Origin of the sequence: uncultured Porphyromonas sp. (assembly GCF_902489635.1) — a bacterium.
Lineage (GTDB): Bacteria > Bacteroidota > Bacteroidia > Bacteroidales > Porphyromonadaceae > Porphyromonas.
On sequence record NZ_CABUAN010000007.1, the window covers coordinates 1 to 22826 of the forward strand.

Consider the following 22826-nt stretch of genomic DNA (forward strand, 5'->3'; position numbering starts at 1 on the left):
GAGACTGTTGCAAAAGTCAACAGTCTCACAATCTTGCTTGCAAGATTGTCTAGACTTTGCAGAAAGGATGAAGCGCAAGGCGCTGAGGGTGAGGTCTGAAGGGAGCATACCTCCGTATGTGACCGAAGCCGAATCCCGAAAGCAACACAGCGATTCGCCTTTATGCAATAGTCTCTTTAGAGCTTGGTAGGGTCACTCGGCATCGTGCGGTGTAGGGTGCTGCTGATTGCGGGGGTGGTAGCGCAGGATGTCAGCACGAAGTGCAGAGCGGTCCACGTGGGTGTAGACCTCTGTCGTCGCTATGCTCTCGTGCCCCATCATCAGCTGGATAGCGTGCAGGTCGGCTCCACCCTCGAGTAGGTGCGTGGCAAAGCTATGTCGCAGCGTGTGCGGACTAATCTCCTTCTGTATGCCCGCGAGCTCAGCAAGCGTGCGGATCAGACAGAAGACCGTGATGCGAGAGATCGGTTGACCACGACGTGAGATGAAGATATACTGATCATACTCCGGCTTCGCATTGTAGCGACAGGGATCGTTGAGATAGCGCTGCACGTCAGAGACTGCCTTAGGACTCATCGGCACCAGACGCTCTTTGCGTCCCTTGCCCCAGACGTGCAAATAGCCTTCATCGAGGAAGACATCGGAATAGGTTAGCCCGCAAAGCTCCGAAACGCGTAGCCCGCAACTGTAGAGAACCTCTATGATCGCCGTGTCTCGTGATGCCTCGATACGATCCTCGTCGATAGCTGCGAGGAGGCTGTCTATCTCTGCCAGCGTGAGCACCTCAGGGAGCTTCTTATGTATCGGTGGGGTCTGTAGCATATCTGTCGGGTCATGCTCTATCTCCTCCTCTAGCGTTAGGAAGCGAAAGAAACTCTTAACACCGCTCAGCACACGCGCCAGCGAACGCATCGAGATGCCTAAGTCCAGCAGATGCGCCGCAAAGTTGTTGAGATGCTGCAACGTTACCTCCCGCAGACTCAGCCCCATATCGTCTATGTAGGTGTAGAGCTTGTCCACGTCGTAGAGGTAGGAGTCGATGCTATTGTCCGAGAGGTGCTGCTCCAGCCTCAGATAAGTTTTGTAGCGCTGTATCAGTTGCTGTCTTGGTTCTAGACTCATTGCAAGGGAGTTTCTTACTATCTTTGCCGTACGAAGTTAGCCATTTGCATCTAAACCGACAAGTTCACTAAATGGCATCCTTCCTATCCGAGAGGCAAAGAACACCCCAAGCTAAAGTTCACTAGCCCTTGTTTAGTACGATTATTTGTAGTACTTTTGTAACGTCAATAAGAGATCAAAAAGATGAGGCAAGAAACAATTCAAATGGAGGTAACACTCGCAGAAAAAGAACTCATCGAGACACTGCGAAACTACAACCGCTCCTATCCTAACGGCTATCCCGAACTATCATGGGACTTGCAGCAACTCTTTGACTCAATGGTACGACAACCATACGAGTAATCGCGCCCCACAGCAGACTAGTATCAAGAAAAATACCTTTCAAACACTACAGCACAATGGAAACAATAATCACTACGCCAGAACTCATCACTGATATGAAAAAGAAGATGCAAGGGATACTACAAGCGATTTCGTGGAGAGACTTTGCAAACACATACTTCCACCGATCTTCATCGTGGTTCTACCACAAGATGGACGGCATTGACGGAAATGGCAATCAAGGGGGCTTCAATCAAGAAGAAGCCTCACAGATGCGAGACGCACTCCTCGACCTAAGCGAACGTATTAGACAAGCAGCCGAAAGTATATAGGCGGGGTCTCATCACCCCCTTATTGACTAAAGTCGCTCTAGCCTATAGAGCGCACACCAGCCCCCACTAGCCGACTAGCCCGTGGGGGCTATTTGTATAGCCAAAATCACTACCTTTGCGAACAGAGTGAGCGACACCCAAGGTCCCTAGTTTGTACGCTTTTGATGCTCACTTGTTGCTCACTAAAGAGCATCTAAACCGACAAGTTCACTATGTCTACAAATAGTTTGATCGAATCTCTCTCTACCCCGACCACGGGCAAGCCAGCCATACTCATACTCAACGGTCCTAACCTAATCCAAGTGGGTCAGCGCGAAGCTGAGATTTACGGCTCGACGCCATTAGTTCCCTACTTGGAGCAGCTCGCCCGTGAGACCACCGAGGCGACAGTTGCTATCCGCTACTCGCACTACGAGGGCGCACTCATCGAGTACCTCTACATGGCTCAGGAACTAGGCTACCAGGCAGTCATACTCAATGCGGGGGGCTACACGCACACCTCCGTAGCTATCGCAGACGCGATACGCGCTATCGCACTACCAGTCATCGAGGTGCACATCTCCCAGCCACTAGCCCGTGAGTCCTACCGCCACACCTCGCTCATAGCGCCCTCCTGCCGTGGTAGCATCGCCGGCTTTGGCGTAGCCAGTTACGACTTAGCCGTACAGGCTGCCATTCAGCTGAGCCGTTGACATCTTATATTATATAGAGTATGGACGCAGAGCTAGAGCTTTATGCCCAGCAGCACAGTTCCTTCGGGCATCCCCTACTGGATGAGCTGCTACGCACGGCCTATGTGCGACTCTTACAGCCGAGGATGGTGTGTGGTGCTACACAGGCAGGGCTACTCTCGATGCTCATTAAGCTCAGTGGTGCCCAGCGTGTCCTAGAGCTGGGAGCCTATAGTGGCTACTCAACGATCGCCATGGCGATGGCACTAGAGCCTGTGGCGGGTGAGATCGACTCCATCGAGTGCGATGCCGAGATGATCCACTTCCTCTCCCCCTTTGTAGCGCGTAGCGGCTGTGCCGAGCGCATTCACATACACCACGGTCAGGCTCTAGAGCTGATGCCCGCACTACTCGCACAGCACGACTACGACCTCGTCTACATCGATGCCAACAAACGTCAGTACCCCGACTACTACCAGCTACTGCGCAAGCAACTACGCCCCGGGGCGATTATCCTTGCGGACAATACCCTCTGGGACGGCAAGGTAACCGCCCCCTCGCCCCATCACGACTTGCAACTCGAAGGGATCCAGCACTTCAACGAACTGATCGCTCAAGACAGTGGCGTGGAGCAGCTCCTCCTGCCGCTTCGTGATGGGCTGACGATCATTCGCATCCTACCAGCTTAGTCAGGCTGAGCCGGAGCGATAGGCTTTGCCGCCTGTGCTGCAAGCTCTGCTGGTGTAGGCATTGCCTTAGGCGCATCAGCCGTAGCAGACTGAGCGTTGCCACTCTTCGCCTGCATTTTATGCGAGGTCACCTCGTTGCGCAGCTTGATCAGCTCCTCACGCTGCTCAGTCGTGAGCTTATTGAGCTTGAGCCACTCTAGGAGGGCACGCACCGCCAGTCCGATCGTGATGACCGTGACAGCTCCGATAGCACCCGACCAAGAGACCGTAACAAAGGGCAGATCCTGCGTAGGCGTACGCCACCCGAAGAGTGCCTTGCAGAGGATCGGCATAAAGAGCGCGACCACCGCCACGATCACCACAAAAGCGATATAGCCGCCAAAGTGCCGACGGCGCATCATGTGCCCAGCTACATAGTAGTAGTTGAGGTAGAAGATCGCGATCAGAAAGATGTCGAGCAGCCATGTAGAGAGATAGTGTGATGGAGCCTGAAAGAAGGACTTAGCCATCGTGCTACTCTGCCCGATCAGTATGGACTGTATCAGCACGATGACGAGCCATGCCGCCAGATAGATGAGCCAAGTATAGCTTTTCGTCGAGTTTTGCTTTGCAGCAGTTGCGTCTTGTTTCATAGTACAGGTAGACTTATAGTTATTACACCACAAAGATACAACAGGATAATGAAAGAAGCCTATGTGTCCGCTCACATAAATGAACTATATTTGTAGCATCAACAACAATCAACCAAATCTATGAAGCGATTAGGAGTCGGTCTAGTGATCTTACTAGGTCTAGTGATGATCAGCATGAGCAGTCAAGGCAAAGAGCTACACACGCCCCAAGCGAATCAAGAAATGGAGGTAAAAGATGCTGAGAGAACTCATCCCAAAGACTCTCTTACCTACATCAACAAGGAGCTTAAGGCTCACCCCGAGGATCCCGTAGCCTGGGTTAAGCTCACCCTCTTCTATAGCAATTCAAAATCTGAGCTAGAAGATATAGACAAGCTCTACAAGGCTATCATGAAGAGTGTCATATTTATGCACAAGCACCCCAAGCGTGGCAACGAAGCCTATGCTATGTGGAGAGCAGCCTACCTTCCTGCGAAGCAGAGGACAAAAAAGCTCAAGGCCTTAGACAAGGCTATCCAAAAGGATCCTAACAATCTAGACCTCTATGAGCAGCGAGCTAATCTCTACTTATCAATGGAACAACAAGAACTCGCTCAGGTGGACTTTCTGCAGATGATCTATGTATCGCCTAATGATAAAAAAGGCTACGAAGCCTTGGAAGAACTGGGGAACGACAACCTTTCTCCAATTTGGGCTAGCATCTTAACCCTTGCGCCCACTGCTCCTAAAGCATATTACCGAGCCTCTGAGTATTTTCGTATGAGTGGCTCTCCAGATGAGGCGATGGACCTTGCTATAGAGGGATTAAGCAGACATGGCGACGACAAGGATCATACGCTCTATAAGCATCTATGTTTTTTGTTGACTCGGTCTGACGATGACGCAAGATGGATATCTAAGCTCCAAGAGGAGATGCGTAAGCAACCCAATCGTCCCGAGTGGGTGCTCCTGCTCGCGACACTATACGATAGCTCGTGTCATGCCGATTGTGAGCAAGCTGTTCACTACTTTCAGAAAGCTCTAAAAGCGGTACCCCAAGGTGGTTACTTTTACTTATCAACTATTGAGCAGATGGCAATATGCTACGTAGAGTTGGGAAGTCTAGACTCCGCTCTATTGTACACAGATATGGCGATCGAGACAGACCCTTCCTTCGCAGGCTATCACTACAACAAGGCGATGATGCTCCACGCTTTTGGAGATACAAAAGCTGCCATCACAGAGCTCGATAACTACTTTGCACATCCCAATTGCAACAAGGACGACGCTCATGCTTACTACAAGCTTGCTTACTACAAGAGTGAGATCAAAGACCTCTCTGGCGCACTCGCTGATGTAGAGCAAGCAATGGCGAAAGACTCCCATCCCGCCCCCTCAGCCTACCTCCTTCGTGGAGACATCTATGCTGCTCAAGGTAAAGGCAAGCAGGCCAAAGCCGACTACAAGACCATACTAGAAAAAACCTCTGGCGATAAATCCCTCACACGCGTCTTTGCCCTCGTTGGTTCGGGGGATAAGAAGCAAGCAATGCAAATCCTAACCGATAAGATCAAGGAGTGTAAAGAGCTAGATATCTTAAACGATAGCAACTTCTATCTCCTGCTTCGTACGCTCATAAAGCATGGGCATGTAGAGCTAGCACGCTACTTCTGGGAGGTTTCTGCGGAGTGGGGTTATCCCTATCCTTGCATCTTTGAAAACATACGAGTCTTGAAAAACAACCCAAAGTATAAGGAGCTACAAAAAAGGGGGGTCAACATCCTGTAATCCTCCTGCGGGTTATGGCGCAGCCAGACAGGGCTGACGCATTATAATTGCTCTGACAGGAGCTACACAACCAGACCAAGCACTCCGACATTTGCGAGGATTCGGATCTCTCCCGAGGAAATCCCCAATAGCTACGTGAAAAACAAAAAGTCTCCACGTAGGCGAGAAATAAAACTTCGGAAGAATCAAATGAAACTTCGGAAGAATGAAATCATAAGTCCGAAGAATTTTTCCACCCCTCACTAGATAATCAGAGATCTCTACCAGGGTATTTTCGATTTCCTCCATAGAGAGCTAGATGGGCTCATTATATATAATGTGTCCGCCCTGCTCTCTAATCTCTAACCTCTAATCTCTATTTACATATCTTTACGGGGAAATTCGTCCGATTCCCTCCTTTCTCGAATATCCACGTGGAAAATCTCAAATCTCCACGTGGATATTTTTTATTTTCCACGTGGGCGTCAAACAATTCCTCCGAAGTTTCATTTGATTCCTCCGAAGAATTTTTTATTCCCTACCTGGGAAATAAAAAATATCCACGTGGAGATTTCGAAATATCCACGTGGAAATCACTTTTCACCGACACAGCGCCGTATCGATATGTAGTCGGCTCTAAATTATTGTAACAAGCCGGCGTTGGATTTCCCCAGCCAGGGGTGACGCATTTTTGGCGATAAATCCGACCCTTCTTCGCAAATCGCGAAAAGAACTCGGAAGATATCACGGGTACCTCTCGGAGTCGTTAGATGGATACGGCTCCGATCAGCTCTTGAACGTCTGATATATGATTTTCTTCGAGATAGTTAGATAGCTGGTGGACAAGCTTGGAGGCTATGTCTGGCTCGACGAAGTTGTAGGTACCCACTTGCACAGCAGTAGCGCCCGCCAAGAGGAATTCGATCACATCTTCGATAGTAGCGATGCCTCCTAGCCCTATGACTGGTATCGACACCGCCTGCGCCACTTGCCACACCATACGAACGGCTATCGGCTTGACAGCAGGGCCACTCAGTCCTCCAGTGATTGTCGATAGCTTAGGTCTTCGCGTCTTGACATCAATCGCCATACCGAGGAGCGTATTGATGAGCGAAAGGCTATCAGCGCCAGCCTCTTCGGCAGCGCATGCGATCGATGTGATATCGGTGACATTGGGCGAAAGCTTGACCATCAGATGCCCTTTGTAAGCTTTTCGCACCGCCGAGACAACTTCGTAGGCACTGTCGCAATTGACACCAAAAGACATTCCGCCCTCCTTTACATTCGGACAGCTGATATTGAGCTCGATAGCACGCACCTTCGGGTGGTCATTTAGTCGCTCAGCGCAGGCTACATAATCTTCGATCGTAGAGCCACTCACATTGACCAGTATCTCTGTATCATAGTGACTTATCTCAGGTAGGATATGCTCTACCAGGTAGTCTACGCCCTTGTTTTGTAGGCCTACACAATTGAGCATACCAGCCGTCGTCTCTGCCATACGGGGGTATGGATTCCCTTGTCTGGGATGCAGGGTAGTTCCTTTGACTATAAATCCACCGAGCTCATTGAGATCTTGAAATGGAGCAAACTCCAACCCATATCCAAAAGTACCAGAAGCTGTTAGAATGGGGTTCTTAAGCGTAATGCCCCCTCCTATATTGACCGATGTGCTTACCATAATAGTTGATCAAAGTTAAATACAGGACCATCCGTACAGACGCATGTATTCCCCTGGTTTGCAATATTCTCCACACAGCAAAGGCATGCCCCCACACCACAAGCCATAAGGTTTTCGAGCGAAGCTTGGCCTGGCACGTTGTGCTTCTTAGCCCAGCTATGGATAGCTCGCATCATAGGGCGAGGACCGCAAGTGTAGACCATCGAGTAGTCGTCTTGCTCTAGCTCAGGAGCTGCCAAGACGGCTCCCCGAGTACCGTACGACCCATCGTCAGTCGTATAACTATAGGAGCAACCGATCTGCTCAATTTCATCGCGAAGTATCAGTAAAGAAGAGGTGCGAGCACCTATGATCAGATGCGGGTGCACTCCTGATAGTTGCTGCAAGTGGTGCGCCAGCATAATGATGGGAGCCATACCGACCCCTCCAGCAATTAGGAGCGGACGCGCTCCAGCAATGGCGGGATCTGTCGCAAAGGGCGTGCCCAAGGGACCAATTATATTGACCTTGTCACCCGCTTTTAGATCGCACATATAGTTACTGCCACGTCCCACACGCTGCACTAAGAGGGTCAGGCATAGCTCCTCGCTAGACCACTTATATATAGATATGGGGCGTCTCAAGAGTATTCCTGCTGGGCGACAGTCTATTTGCACGAACTGTCCAGGAGCCACCCCTTGTAGCCACGATGCACTAGAGCTAGAGCTGATCTCCAGCCTTAAGTAAAGTAGGTGATAGCGTGGAGCTACCTGCTTATTGTTTATGACAACAGCATCAACGCTCGCAGGCTGTGATGATTTGGTCCGATCCATATCCATTCATTTGTGTGCGTATAGAAAACTATCGAGAGCCTCTCTTTGGGACTCCTAGCTTCTGCTGAGACAAAAGTACGGCTTTTTTGCCGTTTGCTCCATATAGGTGAATAGCCAGGAGAAGGATCATAAGCGAATCACAAATGAAAAACCAACCAATCACAAACAAACAAATTGAAGTTACAACTCCAAAATCAAACCAACACAAACGTAACATCCAATACTTTACACAAGTGACACTCTCATTGCAAATACAGAAGCAACACTGTCGATTTAGTTGTGAAAGGAGTCGTTTCACGATATTATCATCGTCGCTAAATGTTTTTCTATAACCTATGTATGAGATAGATACAAGTAGACTGATAAGTGAGTCTACACTATTATATTGCTATATATAGGCATCTAATAGCCCCGTCCCTACCCTACTCTACTAGACGTATCGCTAACTATCAAATAACCAACCAATAGAATTTGATATACGTAGCTGAAGTGCAAGTAGAAAAGTAGCTACTTACTAAGCAATACCCTATTTGGATCCTATTTGTCAGCCAAGTTGCTTGTCGTTTCAATTGTATTTACTACATTTGTATCGAGAAGGTCGCTTGACACAATTCAACTGTCTACAATTTCACGCGTCACAAATGTATTGTTAAGGAAGAAGACTATGCTAATAGAATCTGAGAGAATTATAGAGCGTGTCCGCTATATGATGGAGTCTATGGAGCTAAATGCTACAGCGTTTGCTACTGAGGCGGGGATTACGCCGTCTGTTATTAGTCACATGCTCAACGGGCGCAATCGCCCCACCATAGAGACACTCAACAATATCATAGCTGCCTATCCATCGTGGAGCTATGAGTGGTTGCTCTTTGGCAAGGGGACACCTAAGCGTGAGGAGCAAAGCGTCTCACTACCCATAGAGAGTAGTCTCTTCGGGAGTTATGAGACCAGTGCACCATCTTCACAGACAGCGCACGCGACCCCCTCTTCTGAGTCAACATTACAGAGCGGGCTCACCTCCATACCGTTTACTTCAGAGGAGGTCGAGCAGATACGTCAAGTGCTACTTCAGCAGCATACAGCCACCCGTGAGGTGAGTGAAATACGCATCTTCTATAGCGATGGAAGCTATGAGATATTCGTTCCTCAGAGCAGTGCGAAGTAGTGATCGCATCTGACTGCCACCACTAAGTTAGTCGGCTATATCTCAAGCTTGAAGCCTAATCTCTACCTAGGCCAGAAATAAAACTCCCGACCTCAACTCCGCAAATCTCACGAGTAATGCACCGGCCGCAGCTTGTCGGAGCGTCCGTTGTCGTACAGCGAGACGAGTATCCGACCGCTTGCGGTCGGACGAATCATAGCCCCCAGTCGGAGGAGCAAAGCTCCGAACGACTGGGGGAGGGGGAAGCCACACGAAACAAGCGACCTCCCCTGTGTGGGAGGTCGGACTGGGACTATAAACCCGTCTAGTCCGACCCACAAGGGGTCGATAAACTACTGCCGTCTTGTCCCCGTGGGTCGTTCGGGGCTTTGCCCCTCCGACCCACGGCTATGATTCGTCGGACCTCTTACGAGGTCCTATCCATCGAAGTGATCGGAGGACTTAGAGGTTAGAGACTTAGAGCGAGACTTGTAGCCCGTGTAGGGAAGCATGACAGTGTCTAGCGGGAGGGTGTCCGTTGTCGTACAGCTAGACGAGTACTGAAGTCAAAGCGTGTGGTGCATTGTAATCTTTGACACCGCAAGCACGAAGCGACTGAGGCAGCTTGGGCGAATAGCAGTAACAGCGAAGTGACGGCTATGTGCCAAAGAACTTCACCCAATACGGATTCTCTCTATCGAAGATTGCTTTCTGCTCCTTCGTTAGTCGATCTGGATAGTCTTCAAAAAGATTGTAGACCATCTTCTTGTCAAATGAGAACAGATGCGAGTCTAGCTTGTCTATCTCAGAAGTCCAATAGATCACATCGTCTTCATTCTTCTTGTCAAAGTCGTAGAGAGCTTCGTATTCGCTTACATCTTTCATTTCTCAACGCATTCTGCACCAAAGGCACAAACTAACGACCAGCTATCGTGCAGACTATCTTACTATAAATACTGATGTAGCACCTAGAGTTGTCCATAAGACTATGAGCGACCTATGAGATACAGAGAGTCCTCCACTGAAAGCTCCCTAGCCACGCCATCCTTGACAAGAATAGCGGGAGGAATACCAACATACCTCATGGTATTAAGGTCTCCCAAGAAAGCCTTTCCTCCTTTGTACTCACAGACGAAACCAGCAAAGTCGTACCCGCACGAACGAGCCAACTCGTCAGCGAGCCTTTTCTCTTCAGCGGTATATCCTGCTTTGCCCATCTTCATAACTCAACCTATTCAACGCCAAAGGTACAAACTAACGACCAATAACACAACAAAGTATACCCCCCGCAGCCAGCCCGACAAGCTCTACGAAGAGCTCAGAACCCTAACGATAGGCACTACGAAGTACGACGAGTTAAAGCGGAAGTCTATCGAGTACTACGCACACTTCCAAGACTAGAAACAATCGTACGTCTCTTTGGAGACAATATCTCCAGCAAGAGTACATTCGAACGCCAGCCGATCGCCTTGAGGTTCCATCACAGTTATTCCTCCAGCGCTTTTCGCACCTTTACACTCGACCTTATCCCCGAATTTTGGGGAGTAGTGTACAGCAAGATCAGAGGCGTAGTCAATGATATAGGCATCACGACCAGCCGTGAGCTGTTCGTAAACGTAATCTAAGTTGCACATAAGGTAATTGGATTGATTGCACTCCAAAGATACAAACTAACGACCAATACTTCAACTTTGCAGAGTGAAAAGAAATCGATCCGAGATTAGGACAGTTAAACGGGTTGGTCTTACCTTTGTTGTAGTAAAGGTAAGGACAGCAACCAGAGGGGGATCTATCGTTCCTGCAGGTCATTGGCAATGAGATTTTCGAAGTGGAGTGTGGTCTCGTGTGCACTTTTTGGTCTCGTCTTTTTTGTATATCTTCGCACCTATAGAAAATCAGATCACTCATTTTCACACAAACCATATATCTATGAAACTACTCTCGAAGACTAGAGACTGTCAGACACAAAAGTCTCACAAACAAAGGCGTAGCTACTCAGTAGCACCTGGACTCTTCTCACTAGTGCTCTGTATGAGTGTACTGCTATTGGGAGCATGTCGTAAATCGCCCAAGGCGGTTACCCCAGTAGCTACGGATGGGAACTTGACGATACAGTTGAATTGCCGAGGAGTAGATCTTAGAGCTGGCGAGAATGATCCTATGTCCGCAGTAGAGAAACTAGATCTATACTTCTTCTCGAATGAGTCTGAGCCTGCAGAGCGGACGCTGGTAGCTCACCGCACTTTTGGCAAGGCTGAGCTGACGACGAACACTCCCCTATCTATGTCATTGCCAGTATCTTCCTATTATCTAGTCGCTGTGCTCAACGGCACACCGGCTATCCAAAGCACCTTTGGTCAGGGAGTCTCGTGGAGCAAGCTCTTTGACTCGACATACAAACTCGTAGATTTATACACTAAGTCAGGTGACAAGGTTACTTCTGTCGTATGGAGTAACGATCAGGGTCCTATCCAGATTGATAAGAGTGCATTTGACAAAGGAGCCTCACCAGTACTTGTTACACTGACACGGGCGATGGCTCGTGTGAGACTATTTGGAGAGCCTAAAGTCCCTCAGTATATGTCGATTGACTTGACCAATGGTGGTACATTTAAGGTCGGGAATAGCTCTCTTAAGTCGTTCTTAATGCGCGAGCTAGCTACACTTATCGGGACTGAGAGTGTCATGGAGAAGCCTGGTGATGGCTCAACCTTTGCTACGCGATATGCTTACTCCCCAGGTTATCAGGAGATCGCAAGTAGTAATCAGAGTAACCAAAAAGCTCTTCTTGATACTTACAGACTCCACAATAACAATAATACGATCTGCAACCTAGAGTCTCTCAAGCTCGTACCCAAGACACTTGATGAGTGTGATCTGACCTATTATGGGCACTACGCCTTGGAGACAACGGTCGATCCCGATCACAACACTTATTACTTCCTGCCAGCTCTGCTCATTGGCTACAAGCTTTATCCTGCTAGTTTGGATGCGCTTGGTGACTTTAAGTCTGACGAGGGGTGGGTTAGCTTCGACGGGCGGTACTATCGTGGGCATGACTTTGACACTTACCTCAAGGCCATCCACAAGCGCAACAAGGCTACGAGCAATCCGAAACCTGTCGTAAAAGTACCAGCGGGTTATCCGAAAGCTTTGCAAGAGGTCTGTGAAGAGTATGTAGCTACTCAAGGTGATAGGATGCTTATCACGACTCCTGAGCATCGTGGAGAGCTAATACCTATTGACTACAAGGGGTTGCGCTACTACCTCAGGAGCTACAACTACTATTATTTACCCGTTCAGCACGCCACGACTCAGGAACGTTACGGACGCTACGGCATTGTTCGAAACAACGAATATCGTATCGAGATCACCAGTATCTCAGACTTTGGCACTCCGCTCATGTTGAAGCCTGCGGATCATCCTGAGGAGTACATCCCCAAGCAGCCCATCTCTGCCACCATAACCCTCACGCCTCTTGAGGAGCACAATGATAAAGCCGACTTGTAGTCTCCCTTATCCAACAGATCACACTTAATTATAGACGCCACGCTTAGGAAAATAAGCTATTCTTCCTGAGCGTGGCGTTGCCTTTGCACAGTCATTGATCAGATTGGATCGCTTACACTCTTTCGATGCTTTTCCTTGCAACAAAAGAGACGATATGTGGCGTGATTTGCGTAGCTTTGTGCAGGAAGTTTGAATTTGCAATGAAGACGATATGAAGAATAGACTCTGCGACCTACTAGGCATACGTTACCCGATCATCGCTGGCGGTATGGTCTGGTGTAGCGGTTGGCGACTGGCCTCGGCTGTGAGCAATGCGGGGGGGCTCGGTCTCCTAGGTGCTGGCTCGATGTACCCGGAGGTGCTACGCGAACATATAGCCCGCTGCCGTGAGGCTACGGATCGACCTTTTGGGGTTAATGTACCGCTACTCTACCCTGAGATCGATACGTTGATTCAGATTATCATCGAGGAGCAGGCGCCTATCGTGGTCACCTCGGCTGGTAGTCCCAAGCGCTTTACTCCCCTCCTCCATGAGCACGGTATCAAGGTAATGCACGTGGTCAGCAGTACGAAGTTTGCCGTCAAGTGCCAAGAGGCAGGTGTCGATGCGGTAATCGCTGAGGGCTTTGAGGCTGGTGGTCACAACGGTCGTGAGGAGACGACGACGCTGGCGCTGATACCGGCTGTGGCGCAGGCTATTGACCTGCCCCTCGTGGCGGCTGGTGGGATAGCTTCGGGACGCTCTATCTTGGCTGCTCAGAGCCTAGGAGCCGATGGTGTGCAGATCGGGACGCTCTTTGCGCTGAGTGAGGAGAGTAGCGCGCATGCAGCCTTCAAGGAGGCGTGTGTCAAGAGTAACGAGGGAGACACGATATTGACCCTCAAGGAGCTCGCTCCGACACGCTTGCTGAAGAATGAATTTTACCAACAGGTGGCCACCCTGCAAGCTCGGGGTACCTCTACCGATGAGCTACGAGAGCTACTAGGGCGGGCCAGAGCGAAGCGCGGTATCTTCGAGGGAGATCTCGAGGAGGGCGAACTAGAGATTGGCCAGGTGGCTGCGCAGATAGAGCAGGTGCAGCCAGTGGCTCAGATCTTCGAAAATCTTATTGCTGAGTACAATGCTGCTCGTGCGGAGCTGCTCGATATGAACTGGACAAATTGCTAGGGGTTATACCTTATTATATATGTACGACAAATACACTTACCATCCTTATCGCCATCTGACGGGTGCTGGCGTGGCGTTGATTACTCCATTTCTGGAGAATGGGCAGGTGGACTCGGCTTCGCTGAGCCGTCTGACGGAGCATGTGGTCTCAGGCGGGTGCGACTTTGTGGTGCTGCTCGGCACTACGGGCGAGTCGCCTACGGTCGTTTATCCTGAGCGACTGCTACTGATCGATGTGGTGCGACGAGCCATCGATGGTCGCTGTCCGCTGGTGATCGGTGTCGGGAGCAACAACACGCAGGACCTGTGCCAGCGTATGAGCGACCCGATCTATGACAATGTCGATGCGATCCTCTCGGTAGTACCTTACTATAATAAGCCGACGCAGGAGGGACTATACCTCCACTTTATGGCTGTTGCGGAGGCGAGCAAGAAGCCGATCATACTGTACAACATTCCCTCGCGTACGGGTTGCGACCTGCTGCCCGATACTGTGGCACGGCTGCAGCGTGACTCGACAAAGATCATCGGCATCAAGGAGGCTTCGGGACATGTAGAGCGAATCGGAGAGATTCGTGAGCTATGCCGTCCTGACCTGCTGGTCTACTCAGGCGATGATCACCTGACGAAAGATATCATCCGTACAGGAGGCGATGGAGTCGTCTCAGTCGTAGCAAACGCTTATCCGCAAGCGATCAAAGCACTCGTCTCGGCTCTGATTACAGAGCAACGGGAGCGGGCGGATGCGATTGATGCACTCTTTGCGGAGATGTATCAATTGCTCTTTAAGGAGGGCAATCCCGTTGGCATCAAAGGGCTGCTACACACCATTCAGCTCATAGAAACCTGTGCGGTGCGCCTGCCACTCTGCCACGCTACGAAGCAACTCACGAGCCGACTACGTGCGGCACACGAAGAGCTACTCGCACCCATGCAGGAGTTAGGAATAGAGCCTCGACTATGATACTAAGCTCGCTGAGTGTCATCAACTTTAAGAATGTCGCTACGGCAAACTGTCACTTTGCTCCCAAGCTCAACTGCTTCTTCGGAGGCAATGGCATGGGCAAGACCAATCTCCTAGATGCTATCCACTACCTCTCGGTGGTGCGTGGGCATCTAGGCACGACCGATCGCTACGCCATACGCCAGGGGGCACAGGAGGCGATCATCCAGGGTGAGTACCTATGGGACGATGGGCAGGAGGACAAGATCAGCCTGCGCATCTCCACTGAGCGGAGCAAGCAACTCTCTCGCAATGGTCGTCTCTACAAGCGTCACAGCGACCACATAGGGCGCTACCCTCTGGTTATCATCTCGCCACACGATCAGAGACTCATACGTGGAGGAAGCGACGAGCGCAGACGCTCTGTGGATCGTATTCTCTCACAGCAAGATGCGACCTATCTGGCGAACTTGATCAACTACAATAGAGCACTCGACCAGCGCAACAATATGCTGCGCAACCAGATCCACGAGCCAGCTCTGATGGATATCCTCGAGGAGACCTTAGCGACGACGGGACTAGCGGTCACGACGATGCGACAAGCTTATGTCGAGGAGCTCGTCCCCACCTTCGATCAGATCTATCAGCATCTCGCTGCGGGTGTAGAGCGTGCCGTCCTATCCTTTAGTGCCGGCAGTGCCAGCACCACCGAGGAGCAGCTGCGCATACTACGAGACCGTCGTCAACGAGACTACGAGTATGGCTTCACGGCGACCGGTTGCCACAGAGATGACTTTGAGATGCTCCTCGGCGAGAACCTCATGCGCAAGATAGGCTCCGAAGGTCAAAACAAGACTTACCTCATCGCCTACAAGCTAGCCGAGTACCGCTATCTGCAGCAGCATCTGACCAATCAGACCGCTCCCCTACTGCTCCTCGATGATATCTTTGACAAGCTAGACAGTGACCGCGTGGAGCGCATCATCGAGCTCGTCGCTACGGACACCTTCGGGCAGATCTTTATCACCGACACGAACCGCAAGTACCTCGATGAAATCATCTCCTCGAAGCAAGTCCCCTACCGCCTCTTCCAAATCCAAGAAGGCTCTCCGACAGAAGTCACAGCTGGGTAATAAACTGCTGAGAAAGAGATCTGACGGGGCACTTTTCAGTTCGAAAAGAGAACTTTAGCGCAAAGTCTTGTGGAAATAGTTTGTTTCTCCACTTTAATTCCGTATCTTTGTAGGGGCAAAGAGAGGAGACTCTAAAAAGCTTTCCCTTTGTCCCTTCTAACGTAAAGCAAAAGGAGGTCACAGCGACCGCCCATTGCCTAGATAGACAAGCATATAATCCCAAAACAATAAATATAGTAAGATGAAAAAGCACAACTTCTATGCTGGTCCCTCGGTACTAAACCGTGGCGTGATCGAGCGCACTGCTGATGCGGTGCTGAACTTTGCTGACATGGATCTCTCACTCCTTGAGATCTCTCACCGCAGCAAGCAATTCCAAGCTGTAATGGACGAGGCCGTAGCTACCTTTAAGGAGCTACTAGACATCCCCGAGGGTTACGAGGTACTCTTCCTCGGTGGTGGTGCTAGCCTCCAGTTCTACATGGTACCGCTCAACCTCATGGGCAAGAAAGCAGCTTACCTCAACACGGGTACGTGGTCTACTAACGCTATCAAGCAGGCAGGCTTCGTAGACAAGGTCTTCGGTACGGAGACAGTTGTTGTCGCTTCTTCAGAGGACAAGAACTTCACCTACATTCCTAAGAACTTCACCATCCCCGAGGATGTGGACTACTTCCACTACACCTCCAACAATACCATCTACGGTACAGAGATCCGCAAGGACTTCGACTGCAAGGTACCTCTTGTTGCCGATATGAGTAGTGATATCTTCTCTCGTCCAGTAGACGTCAGCAAGTACGACTGTATCTATGGTGGTGCTCAGAAGAATATGGGTCCTGCTGGTACGACCTTCGTAGTCATCCGCAAGGATGCGCTAGGCAAGATCGATCGTCCACTACCTACGATGCTCGACTACCAGACGCACGTCAAGAAGGGCTCTATGTTCAATACGCCTCCTGTCCTACCTATCTACACTTGCCTCCAGACCATGAAGTGGTACAAGGAGATGGGCGGTGTCAAGGCTATGGAGCAGCGTGCTAAGGAGAAGGCTGACGCTCTCTACACAGAGATCGACCGCAACAAGCTCTTCCGTGGTACTGTCGAGGCTGAGGATCGCTCTCGCATGAACGTATGCTTCGTCCTCAACGATGAGTATGCAGAGCTGCAGGATGACTTCTTCAACTTCGCTACCGAGCGTGGTATGGTAGGTATCAAGGGTCACCGCTCTGTAGGTGGCTTCCGTGCATCTCTCTACAACGGCCTCGAGATGGAGAGCGTACAGGCTCTGATCAAGGCTATGCAAGACTTCGAGAAGAAGCACTAATATCTCTCTCATCACTTACATAACTCTATCTGTCCTACCCCGCAGCACCTCACACCAATAGGGGGTCTACGGGGTAGGCTCCTAAATAAAGATATCACTCAATTACTATGACTAAAGTACTTATCGCAACTGAGAAGCCCTTTGCACCAGTCGCTGTAGATGGCATTCGCAAGATTGTAGAGGGTGCTGGCTTTGAGCTAGTACTCCTAGAGAAATATACAGAGCGTCAGCAGCTCCTCGATGCTGTCAAGGATGTAGACGCTATCATCGTACGTAGCGACAAAATCCAGGCTGACGTCTTTGAGGCTGCTAAGAACCTCAAGATCGTCGTACGCGCTGGTGCTGGCTATGACAACGTAGACCTAGAGGCTGCTACCAAGCACAACGTCTGCGTCATGAACACCCCCGGACAGAACTCCAACGCTGTCGCTGAGCTCGCTTTTGCGCTCATGCTCGCTATGGTGCGCAACCACTTCAACGGCAAGTCTGGCTCTGAGCTCAAGGGCAAGAAGCTCGGTATCCAAGGCTTCGGACACATCGGTCGCTGCCTCGCTAAGATCGCTCAGGGCTTTGGCATGGAGGTTTACTACAACAAGCGTCACCGCCTCGATGCAGCTGAGGAGAAGGAGCTCGGGCTCACCTACTGCAGCCAGGAGGACCTCTTTAAGCAGTGCGACATCGTATCGCTCAATACGCCTAAGACCGCTGAGACTGTCAAGAGCATCAACGGCAAGTATGTCAAGATGATGCCTAAGGGTGGTGTCATCGTCAATACGGCTCGTAAGGAGATCATCGACGAGGAGTGCTTCCTAGCAGCTCTCAAGGAGCGCACAGACGTACGCTACGCTACCGACATCCAGCCTGACATGCACGAGGAGTACCAGAAAGAGCTACAGGATCGCTACCTAGCTACCGCTAAGAAGATGGGTGCTCAGACGGCTGAGGCAAACATCAACGCTGGCCTAGCTGCTGCTAACCAGATCGTTGGCTTCATCAAGGATGGTTGCGAGACTTTCCGCGTCAACTAATCTCTAAATGACTTAGAGACTTTGGTCCCCTCAACTTGAGGGGACCGAAGTCTCTCTTTCTTTTCATTCTCACCCTACAAAGACTCTCTATTATGGCTATAATCAAACCATTCAAAGGATACAGACCACCTCAAAACCTTGTTGAGAAGGTCAACTCTCGTCCCTACGACGTGCTAAACTCTGACGAGGCTCGCAAGGAGGCTGAGGGCAACCCCATGTCTCTCTATCACATTATCAAGCCAGAGATCAACTTCCCCGCAGGCACCGACGAGCACGATCCCAAGGTCTACGACGAGGCTGTCAAGCAGTACCAGCACTTCAAGAAGGAGGGCTGGCTCGTACAGGACGACAAGGAGTGCTACTACGTCTATGCTCAGACGATGAACGGCAAGACACAGTATGGTCTCGTCATCGGTGCTTACGTCAAGGACTACCTCAACGGTGTCATCAAGAAGCACGAGCTCACACGTCGTGACAAGGAGGAGGATCGTATGAAGCACGTTCGCATCAACAATGCGAACATCGAGCCGGTCTTCTTCGCTTACCCTGACAATGCTGAGCTGGACAAGATCGTCGCTAAGTACACCGCCGAGAAGCCTGTCTACGACTTCGTCGCCAACGATACCTTCCAGCATCAGTTCTGGATCATCGACAACGATCAGGATATCAAGCGCATCACCGAGCTATTTGGCGAGATGCCTGCACTCTACATCGCTGACGGTCACCACCGTAGCGCTGCTGCCGCGCTCGTAGGTGCTGAGAAGGCTAAGCAAAACCCCAATCACCGTGGTGATGAGGAGTACAACTACTTTATGGCTGTCGCTTTCCCCGCAAACCAGCTCACCGTCATCGATTACAACCGTGTCGTCAAGGACCTCAACGGGCTCACCAGCGAGGAGTTCCTCAAGAAGCTCGAGAAGAACTTCGTCGTCGAGAAGAAGGGTACAGATATCTATAAGCCCGCTAAGCTGCACAACTTCGCACTCTACCTCGATGGCAACTGGTACTCGCTCACCGCTAAGCCAGGCACCTACGATGACAACGATCCTATCGGCATCCTAGACGTCACCATCTCGTCGAATCACATCCTCGATGAGATCCTCGGCATCAAGGATCTACGTAGTGACAAGCGCATCGACTTCGTCGGTGGTATCCGCGGTCTCGGCGAGCTCAAAAAGCGTGTCGACTCAGGCGAGATGAAGGTCGCACTAGCCCTCTACCCCGTCACGATGAAGCAGATCATGGACATCGCTGACACGGGCAACATCATGCCACCTAAGACCACATGGTTCGAGCCTAAGCTCCGCTCCGGTATCGTCATCCACGAGCTCAGCTAAAGCACAAACACATCTATATACGATTAAGGGGACTGTACCTTTTGCGGCGCAGTCCCCTTTTCTTTTGCGTTTCGAGTCTTATTCTTTAGGCTTATCTCCCTTCTGACACCTTCGAGCTAGACTTCGTCCTCGGCTACGAGGTACAAGTCTCGGGTACGAAGAGTTAAAACGGAAATCTATCGAGTACTATGCACACTTCCAAGACTAGAAGCAGTCATATTCTTCTTTGGATACGATTTCTCCTGCAAGGGTACACTCAAACAACAACTCATCACTTTGTGGACACATCACCGTCACACCTCCAGCACTCCTTGCACCCTTTCCCTCAACTTCATCGCCAAACTTTGGAGAATAGTGTACAGCAAGATCAGAGGCGTAGTCAATGATATAAGCATCACGACCAGCCGTGAGCTGTTCGTAAACGTAATCTAAGTTGCACATAAGGTAATTGGATTGATTGCACACCAAAGGTACAAACTAACAACCAATAATACAACACCATGAACGACAACAACGCACCACACTACACCGAGCTACCCATAGCACAGCTCGACGACTGGGGCATTGACCTGCCCGACTTCACAGAATCCCCCCCCCTGTATGGACGCCCTGTCCCTACAGAAGTCATCACGCTATCGTACTGATTTCGTTGCGTATATGAGTTCCAAAAGTAATTCCCCTTTTGGAACTTTTTAGTTCCTACGGAGGAACTCTTTAGTTCCTACGGAGGAACTTTTCGGTTCCAAGGAAGGAACTTTTTAGTTCCTACGTAGGAAATCGTTAATCTCCACGTAGGCAAGAAATAAAACTTCGGAGGAATGAAATGGAACTTCGGAAGAAATGATTTGCGTCCACGTGGAGAATAAAGGATATCCACGTGGATGTTTTGCTTTTCCTCGGAGTCTTTGTCATTGTAGTGACAACCTTTATCGACAAATCAACGTAACTATCAGTGCCACCTAGGTGAAACTGGAGTGCCAACCCCTATTGGCACTGGAGTTTCATACGGGTGAAACTGGAGTTTCATAGGTAAGAAACTAGAGTTTCATAGGTAGGAAACTAGAGTTTCATAGGTAGGAAACTGGAGTGCCATACGTGTGGCACTGATTTCTCTAGCGGTATCCCGTCTGATTTCGTACCTTTGTGCTAGAAGTCTCCGCAATGTCGTGGAGACATTTACCTCTCTAGATAGCTTTATGAATCAAGTATCTCCTTCTCCTGAGACTCTAGCCGCAGCGCATGAGGCGGTCGATATATTACAGCGTGGTGGTATCATCCTTTACCCGACCGACACGATCTGGGGCTTGGGATGCGATGCAACCAATGAGGAGGCGGTGGATCGCCTCTCGGCACTTAAGGGTCGCCCCACGGGCAAGCCGATGCTGATGCTGGTCGATAGCGACATGCGGATACCATCATACGTGCGCACGGTGCCATCGATGGCCTACCAATTGATCGATGTGGCTGTGCGCCCGCTCACCATTATCTACCCCGAGGGACGCAATGTGGCGCCACAACTACTGGCAGACGATGGCTCGATCGGGATACGTATCGCTAGTGATACGCTCTGTCAGGAGATCTGTCGCATGCTACGCCGACCACTCGTCTCCACCTCGGCCAATCTGGCGGGGACTAGTTCGCCACACAACTATTCGGAGATTGATCCAGCACTGATCAAGATGGTCGACTATGTGGTCCCGCTACGCCAAGATGAGCATATCGATGGCATGCCCTCAGATATTATCAAGCTGGGGCTCAATAATGAGGTGCGGGTCATTCGCTAAGTAATAAGATTGGTTAGAAGCCACTAAATGCCAATTTAGAGGCTCCTAAACACGGCCCGATCTATGAGCAAGAAGTCTCGACAAGCTACGGTACGTCTGCGCTACATCGTCTCTGACCTTGTGGCGGTGCTGCTGGCGACGACGCTCTTCAACGTGGTGCGCTACGTGGTCGAGGATCAGAGCGCGACCTTTGGCGAGCTGTCGCTCTTCCTCTTCAACACGAAGATGTACTGGGTGACGCTCGTGGTGGTGCTCTTCTGGATGGGCTTCCTGACGCTCTCTGGGTACTATAATAAGGTATTAGCGAAGAGCCGCATCGACGAGTTCTTCCTGACGGCTGGGAGTGTCTTCGTGGGGGTGGTCATCGAGTACCTCTTCCTTGTCGTGGACGACGTAATCGATGGGCGCAGTGCGCATCTGCTCCTCTTCGCCCTACTCTATCTGACGCACTTCCTCCTCATCTATGCGGGTCGCCTGACGATTACTTTGCAGCAGATCAGGTATGACCGCATGCCAGAGCATTGGCCACAGATCCTACTCATTGGCTCGCCCGAAGTGATCGACAAGTTGCAAGCGGTGCGTATGGAGATGCATTACCACGCTGTGGCGCAGCTCCCCTTTGGATCTGAGCCTGTCACACTAGAGCAGGTGCAGACGATACTAGAGGTGCAGGCGATCGAGGCAGTCTATATGGTGGCCAATGAGGCGGACACGCTACGAGCTACGCATCTGCTCTACGAGCTGTATCGTTGCAAGCTCCCAATTAAGATATACCTAGAGGGGGTGATGGGGGTACGCTCCTCGCTACAAGCGCGCACGCTCCGTGGGCTACCACTGCACGATGTGACGCAGACACAGATGAGCGAGATGGAGCAAAATGTGAAGTGGCTTTTCGACCGTCTCGTATCGCTTCTCCTGCTGCTACTCTTGTCCCCTCTCTTTGCGGTGCTGGCTGTCTTGGTTCGGCGCTCTTCGGAGGGACCTGTCTTTTATCGTCAGGAGCGTGTGGGACGCGGCGGGAAGCCTTTTTGGATTTATAAGTTTCGCACGATGTACACGGACGCAGAGGCTGCGGGTCCCCAGCTTAGCCACGAGGGAGACAAGCGGGTCACACCACTGGGCGCCAAATTGCGCAAGTACAGACTGGACGAGCTACCCCAGTTTTACAATGTATTGCGAGGAGATATGTCTATCGTAGGGCCTCGCCCCGAGCGCGCTTACTACATCAAGCAGATCCTCGAGCGGGCACCCTACTACTACCTGCTACACCAGCTACGGCCGGGCATCACGTCGTGGGGTATGGTGCGGTACGGCTACGCCTCGACGGTCGATGAGATGGTCGAGCGACTATACTATGACTGGCTCTACTACGAGCACATGTCGATCAAGCTTGACCTAGCGGTGCTGCTCTGCACGGTGGGCACTATTATCAAGGGAAAAGGAAAGTAA

General features: G+C 50.7%; 23 protein-coding genes. 16 read left to right on the plus strand and 7 right to left on the minus strand.

The annotated features are described in order from the left end of the window. Positions 1-192 precede the first annotated feature (192 nt). Positions 193-1122: a site-specific tyrosine recombinase/integron integrase gene (gene xerA, locus RDM37_RS02465; RefSeq protein ID WP_308554693.1), complete on the minus strand. Its 930-nt coding sequence runs from the start codon at positions 1120-1122 to the stop codon at positions 193-195. A gap of 204 nt (positions 1123-1326) precedes the next feature. Between xerA and RDM37_RS02470 the strand changes: the two genes are divergently transcribed. From RDM37_RS02470 to RDM37_RS02485, 4 genes are all read left to right on the plus strand, one after another. Further along, positions 1327-1464, plus strand: coding sequence for a hypothetical protein (locus tag RDM37_RS02470; RefSeq protein WP_308554797.1), 138 nt, complete (start codon positions 1327-1329; stop codon positions 1462-1464). Positions 1465-1520: 56 nt separating this feature from the next. After that, a complete protein-coding gene (locus tag RDM37_RS02475; protein WP_296953370.1) occupies positions 1521-1775 on the plus strand; it encodes a DUF5053 domain-containing protein in 255 nt (84 codons plus the stop codon). A 212-nt stretch (positions 1776-1987) separates the two neighbouring features. Beyond that, positions 1988-2467, plus strand: coding sequence for a type II 3-dehydroquinate dehydratase (locus RDM37_RS02480; protein WP_308554695.1), 480 nt, complete (start codon positions 1988-1990; stop codon positions 2465-2467). 20 nt (positions 2468-2487) lie between these two features. Then, entirely contained in the window at positions 2488-3135 is a 648-nt protein-coding gene (locus RDM37_RS02485) for a class I SAM-dependent methyltransferase (protein ID WP_308554697.1), read from the plus strand. Here the strand turns inward: RDM37_RS02485 and RDM37_RS02490 are convergent. Beyond that, on the minus strand, positions 3132-3767 hold the full coding sequence (locus tag RDM37_RS02490; RefSeq protein ID WP_308554699.1) for a hypothetical protein: 636 nt from the start codon (positions 3765-3767) through the stop codon (positions 3132-3134). The genes RDM37_RS02485 and RDM37_RS02490 overlap by 4 nt on opposite strands. A gap of 120 nt (positions 3768-3887) precedes the next feature. Between RDM37_RS02490 and RDM37_RS02495 the strand changes: the two genes are divergently transcribed. After that, positions 3888-5534 (plus strand): tetratricopeptide repeat protein, encoded by a 1647-nt coding sequence (locus RDM37_RS02495; protein WP_308554701.1) that lies wholly within the window; start codon positions 3888-3890, stop codon positions 5532-5534. Between the two features lie 745 nt (positions 5535-6279). Here RDM37_RS02495 and RDM37_RS02500 read toward each other — a convergent pair. Together RDM37_RS02500 and RDM37_RS02505 are read right to left on the minus strand one after the other, a co-directional pair. Continuing rightward, positions 6280-7194, minus strand: coding sequence for a dihydroorotate dehydrogenase (locus tag RDM37_RS02500; RefSeq protein WP_308554703.1), 915 nt, complete (start codon positions 7192-7194; stop codon positions 6280-6282). Then, the gene (locus RDM37_RS02505; protein WP_308554705.1) at positions 7188-8006 is read right to left on the minus strand and encodes a dihydroorotate dehydrogenase electron transfer subunit; all 819 of its coding nucleotides are present in this window, start codon (positions 8004-8006) and stop codon (positions 7188-7190) included. Before RDM37_RS02505 ends, RDM37_RS02500 begins: the two co-directional genes overlap by 7 nt. 664 nt (positions 8007-8670) lie before the next feature. Here RDM37_RS02505 and RDM37_RS02510 point away from each other — a divergent pair. Beyond that, on the plus strand, positions 8671-9171 hold the full coding sequence (locus tag RDM37_RS02510) for a helix-turn-helix transcriptional regulator (protein WP_308554707.1): 501 nt from the start codon (positions 8671-8673) through the stop codon (positions 9169-9171). Positions 9172-9807: 636 nt separating this feature from the next. On the opposite strand, the gene RDM37_RS02515 is transcribed toward RDM37_RS02510, so the two are convergent. Next, complete coding sequence (locus RDM37_RS02515) at positions 9808-10035, minus strand: hypothetical protein (protein ID WP_308554709.1); 228 nt, start codon at positions 10033-10035, stop codon at positions 9808-9810. Between the two features lie 101 nt (positions 10036-10136). Further along, complete coding sequence (locus tag RDM37_RS02520; RefSeq protein ID WP_308554711.1) at positions 10137-10373, minus strand: hypothetical protein; 237 nt, start codon at positions 10371-10373, stop codon at positions 10137-10139. A 937-nt stretch (positions 10374-11310) separates the two neighbouring features. Here RDM37_RS02520 and RDM37_RS02525 point away from each other — a divergent pair. The 7 genes from RDM37_RS02525 (at position 11311) to RDM37_RS02555 (ending at position 19593) form a co-directional block, all read left to right on the plus strand. Then, complete coding sequence (locus tag RDM37_RS02525; RefSeq protein WP_308554713.1) at positions 11311-12660, plus strand: fimbria major subunit; 1350 nt, start codon at positions 11311-11313, stop codon at positions 12658-12660. Positions 12661-12871: 211 nt separating this feature from the next. Next, positions 12872-13828: a nitronate monooxygenase gene (locus RDM37_RS02530; RefSeq protein ID WP_308554715.1), complete on the plus strand. Its 957-nt coding sequence runs from the start codon at positions 12872-12874 to the stop codon at positions 13826-13828. A 19-nt stretch (positions 13829-13847) separates the two neighbouring features. Beyond that, positions 13848-14792 (plus strand): 4-hydroxy-tetrahydrodipicolinate synthase, encoded by a 945-nt coding sequence (dapA, locus tag RDM37_RS02535; RefSeq protein ID WP_308554717.1) that lies wholly within the window; start codon positions 13848-13850, stop codon positions 14790-14792. Continuing rightward, the gene (recF, locus tag RDM37_RS02540; protein ID WP_308554719.1) at positions 14789-15904 is read left to right on the plus strand and encodes a DNA replication/repair protein RecF; all 1116 of its coding nucleotides are present in this window, start codon (positions 14789-14791) and stop codon (positions 15902-15904) included. Before dapA ends, recF begins: the two co-directional genes overlap by 4 nt. A gap of 241 nt (positions 15905-16145) precedes the next feature. Next, positions 16146-17228, plus strand: coding sequence for a 3-phosphoserine/phosphohydroxythreonine transaminase (serC, locus tag RDM37_RS02545; RefSeq protein WP_004331663.1), 1083 nt, complete (start codon positions 16146-16148; stop codon positions 17226-17228). Between the two features lie 107 nt (positions 17229-17335). Next, positions 17336-18256, plus strand: coding sequence for an NAD(P)-dependent oxidoreductase (locus RDM37_RS02550; RefSeq protein ID WP_308554721.1), 921 nt, complete (start codon positions 17336-17338; stop codon positions 18254-18256). Positions 18257-18348: 92 nt separating this feature from the next. Continuing rightward, the gene (locus RDM37_RS02555) at positions 18349-19593 is read left to right on the plus strand and encodes a DUF1015 domain-containing protein (RefSeq protein WP_308554723.1); all 1245 of its coding nucleotides are present in this window, start codon (positions 18349-18351) and stop codon (positions 19591-19593) included. A gap of 204 nt (positions 19594-19797) precedes the next feature. Here the strand turns inward: RDM37_RS02555 and RDM37_RS02560 are convergent, their stop codons facing one another. Continuing rightward, positions 19798-20034 (minus strand): hypothetical protein, encoded by a 237-nt coding sequence (locus RDM37_RS02560; RefSeq protein ID WP_296953297.1) that lies wholly within the window; start codon positions 20032-20034, stop codon positions 19798-19800. Positions 20035-20093: 59 nt separating this feature from the next. Between RDM37_RS02560 and RDM37_RS02565 the strand changes: the two genes are divergently transcribed. From RDM37_RS02565 to RDM37_RS02575, 3 genes are all read left to right on the plus strand, one after another. Beyond that, positions 20094-20237, plus strand: a complete 144-nt coding sequence (locus RDM37_RS02565) for a hypothetical protein (RefSeq protein WP_308554725.1) — start codon at positions 20094-20096, stop codon at positions 20235-20237. Positions 20238-20789: 552 nt separating this feature from the next. Then, complete coding sequence (locus RDM37_RS02570; RefSeq protein WP_297116361.1) at positions 20790-21377, plus strand: L-threonylcarbamoyladenylate synthase; 588 nt, start codon at positions 20790-20792, stop codon at positions 21375-21377. A gap of 63 nt (positions 21378-21440) precedes the next feature. Next, the gene (locus RDM37_RS02575) at positions 21441-22826 is read left to right on the plus strand and encodes an exopolysaccharide biosynthesis polyprenyl glycosylphosphotransferase (protein WP_308554727.1); all 1386 of its coding nucleotides are present in this window, start codon (positions 21441-21443) and stop codon (positions 22824-22826) included.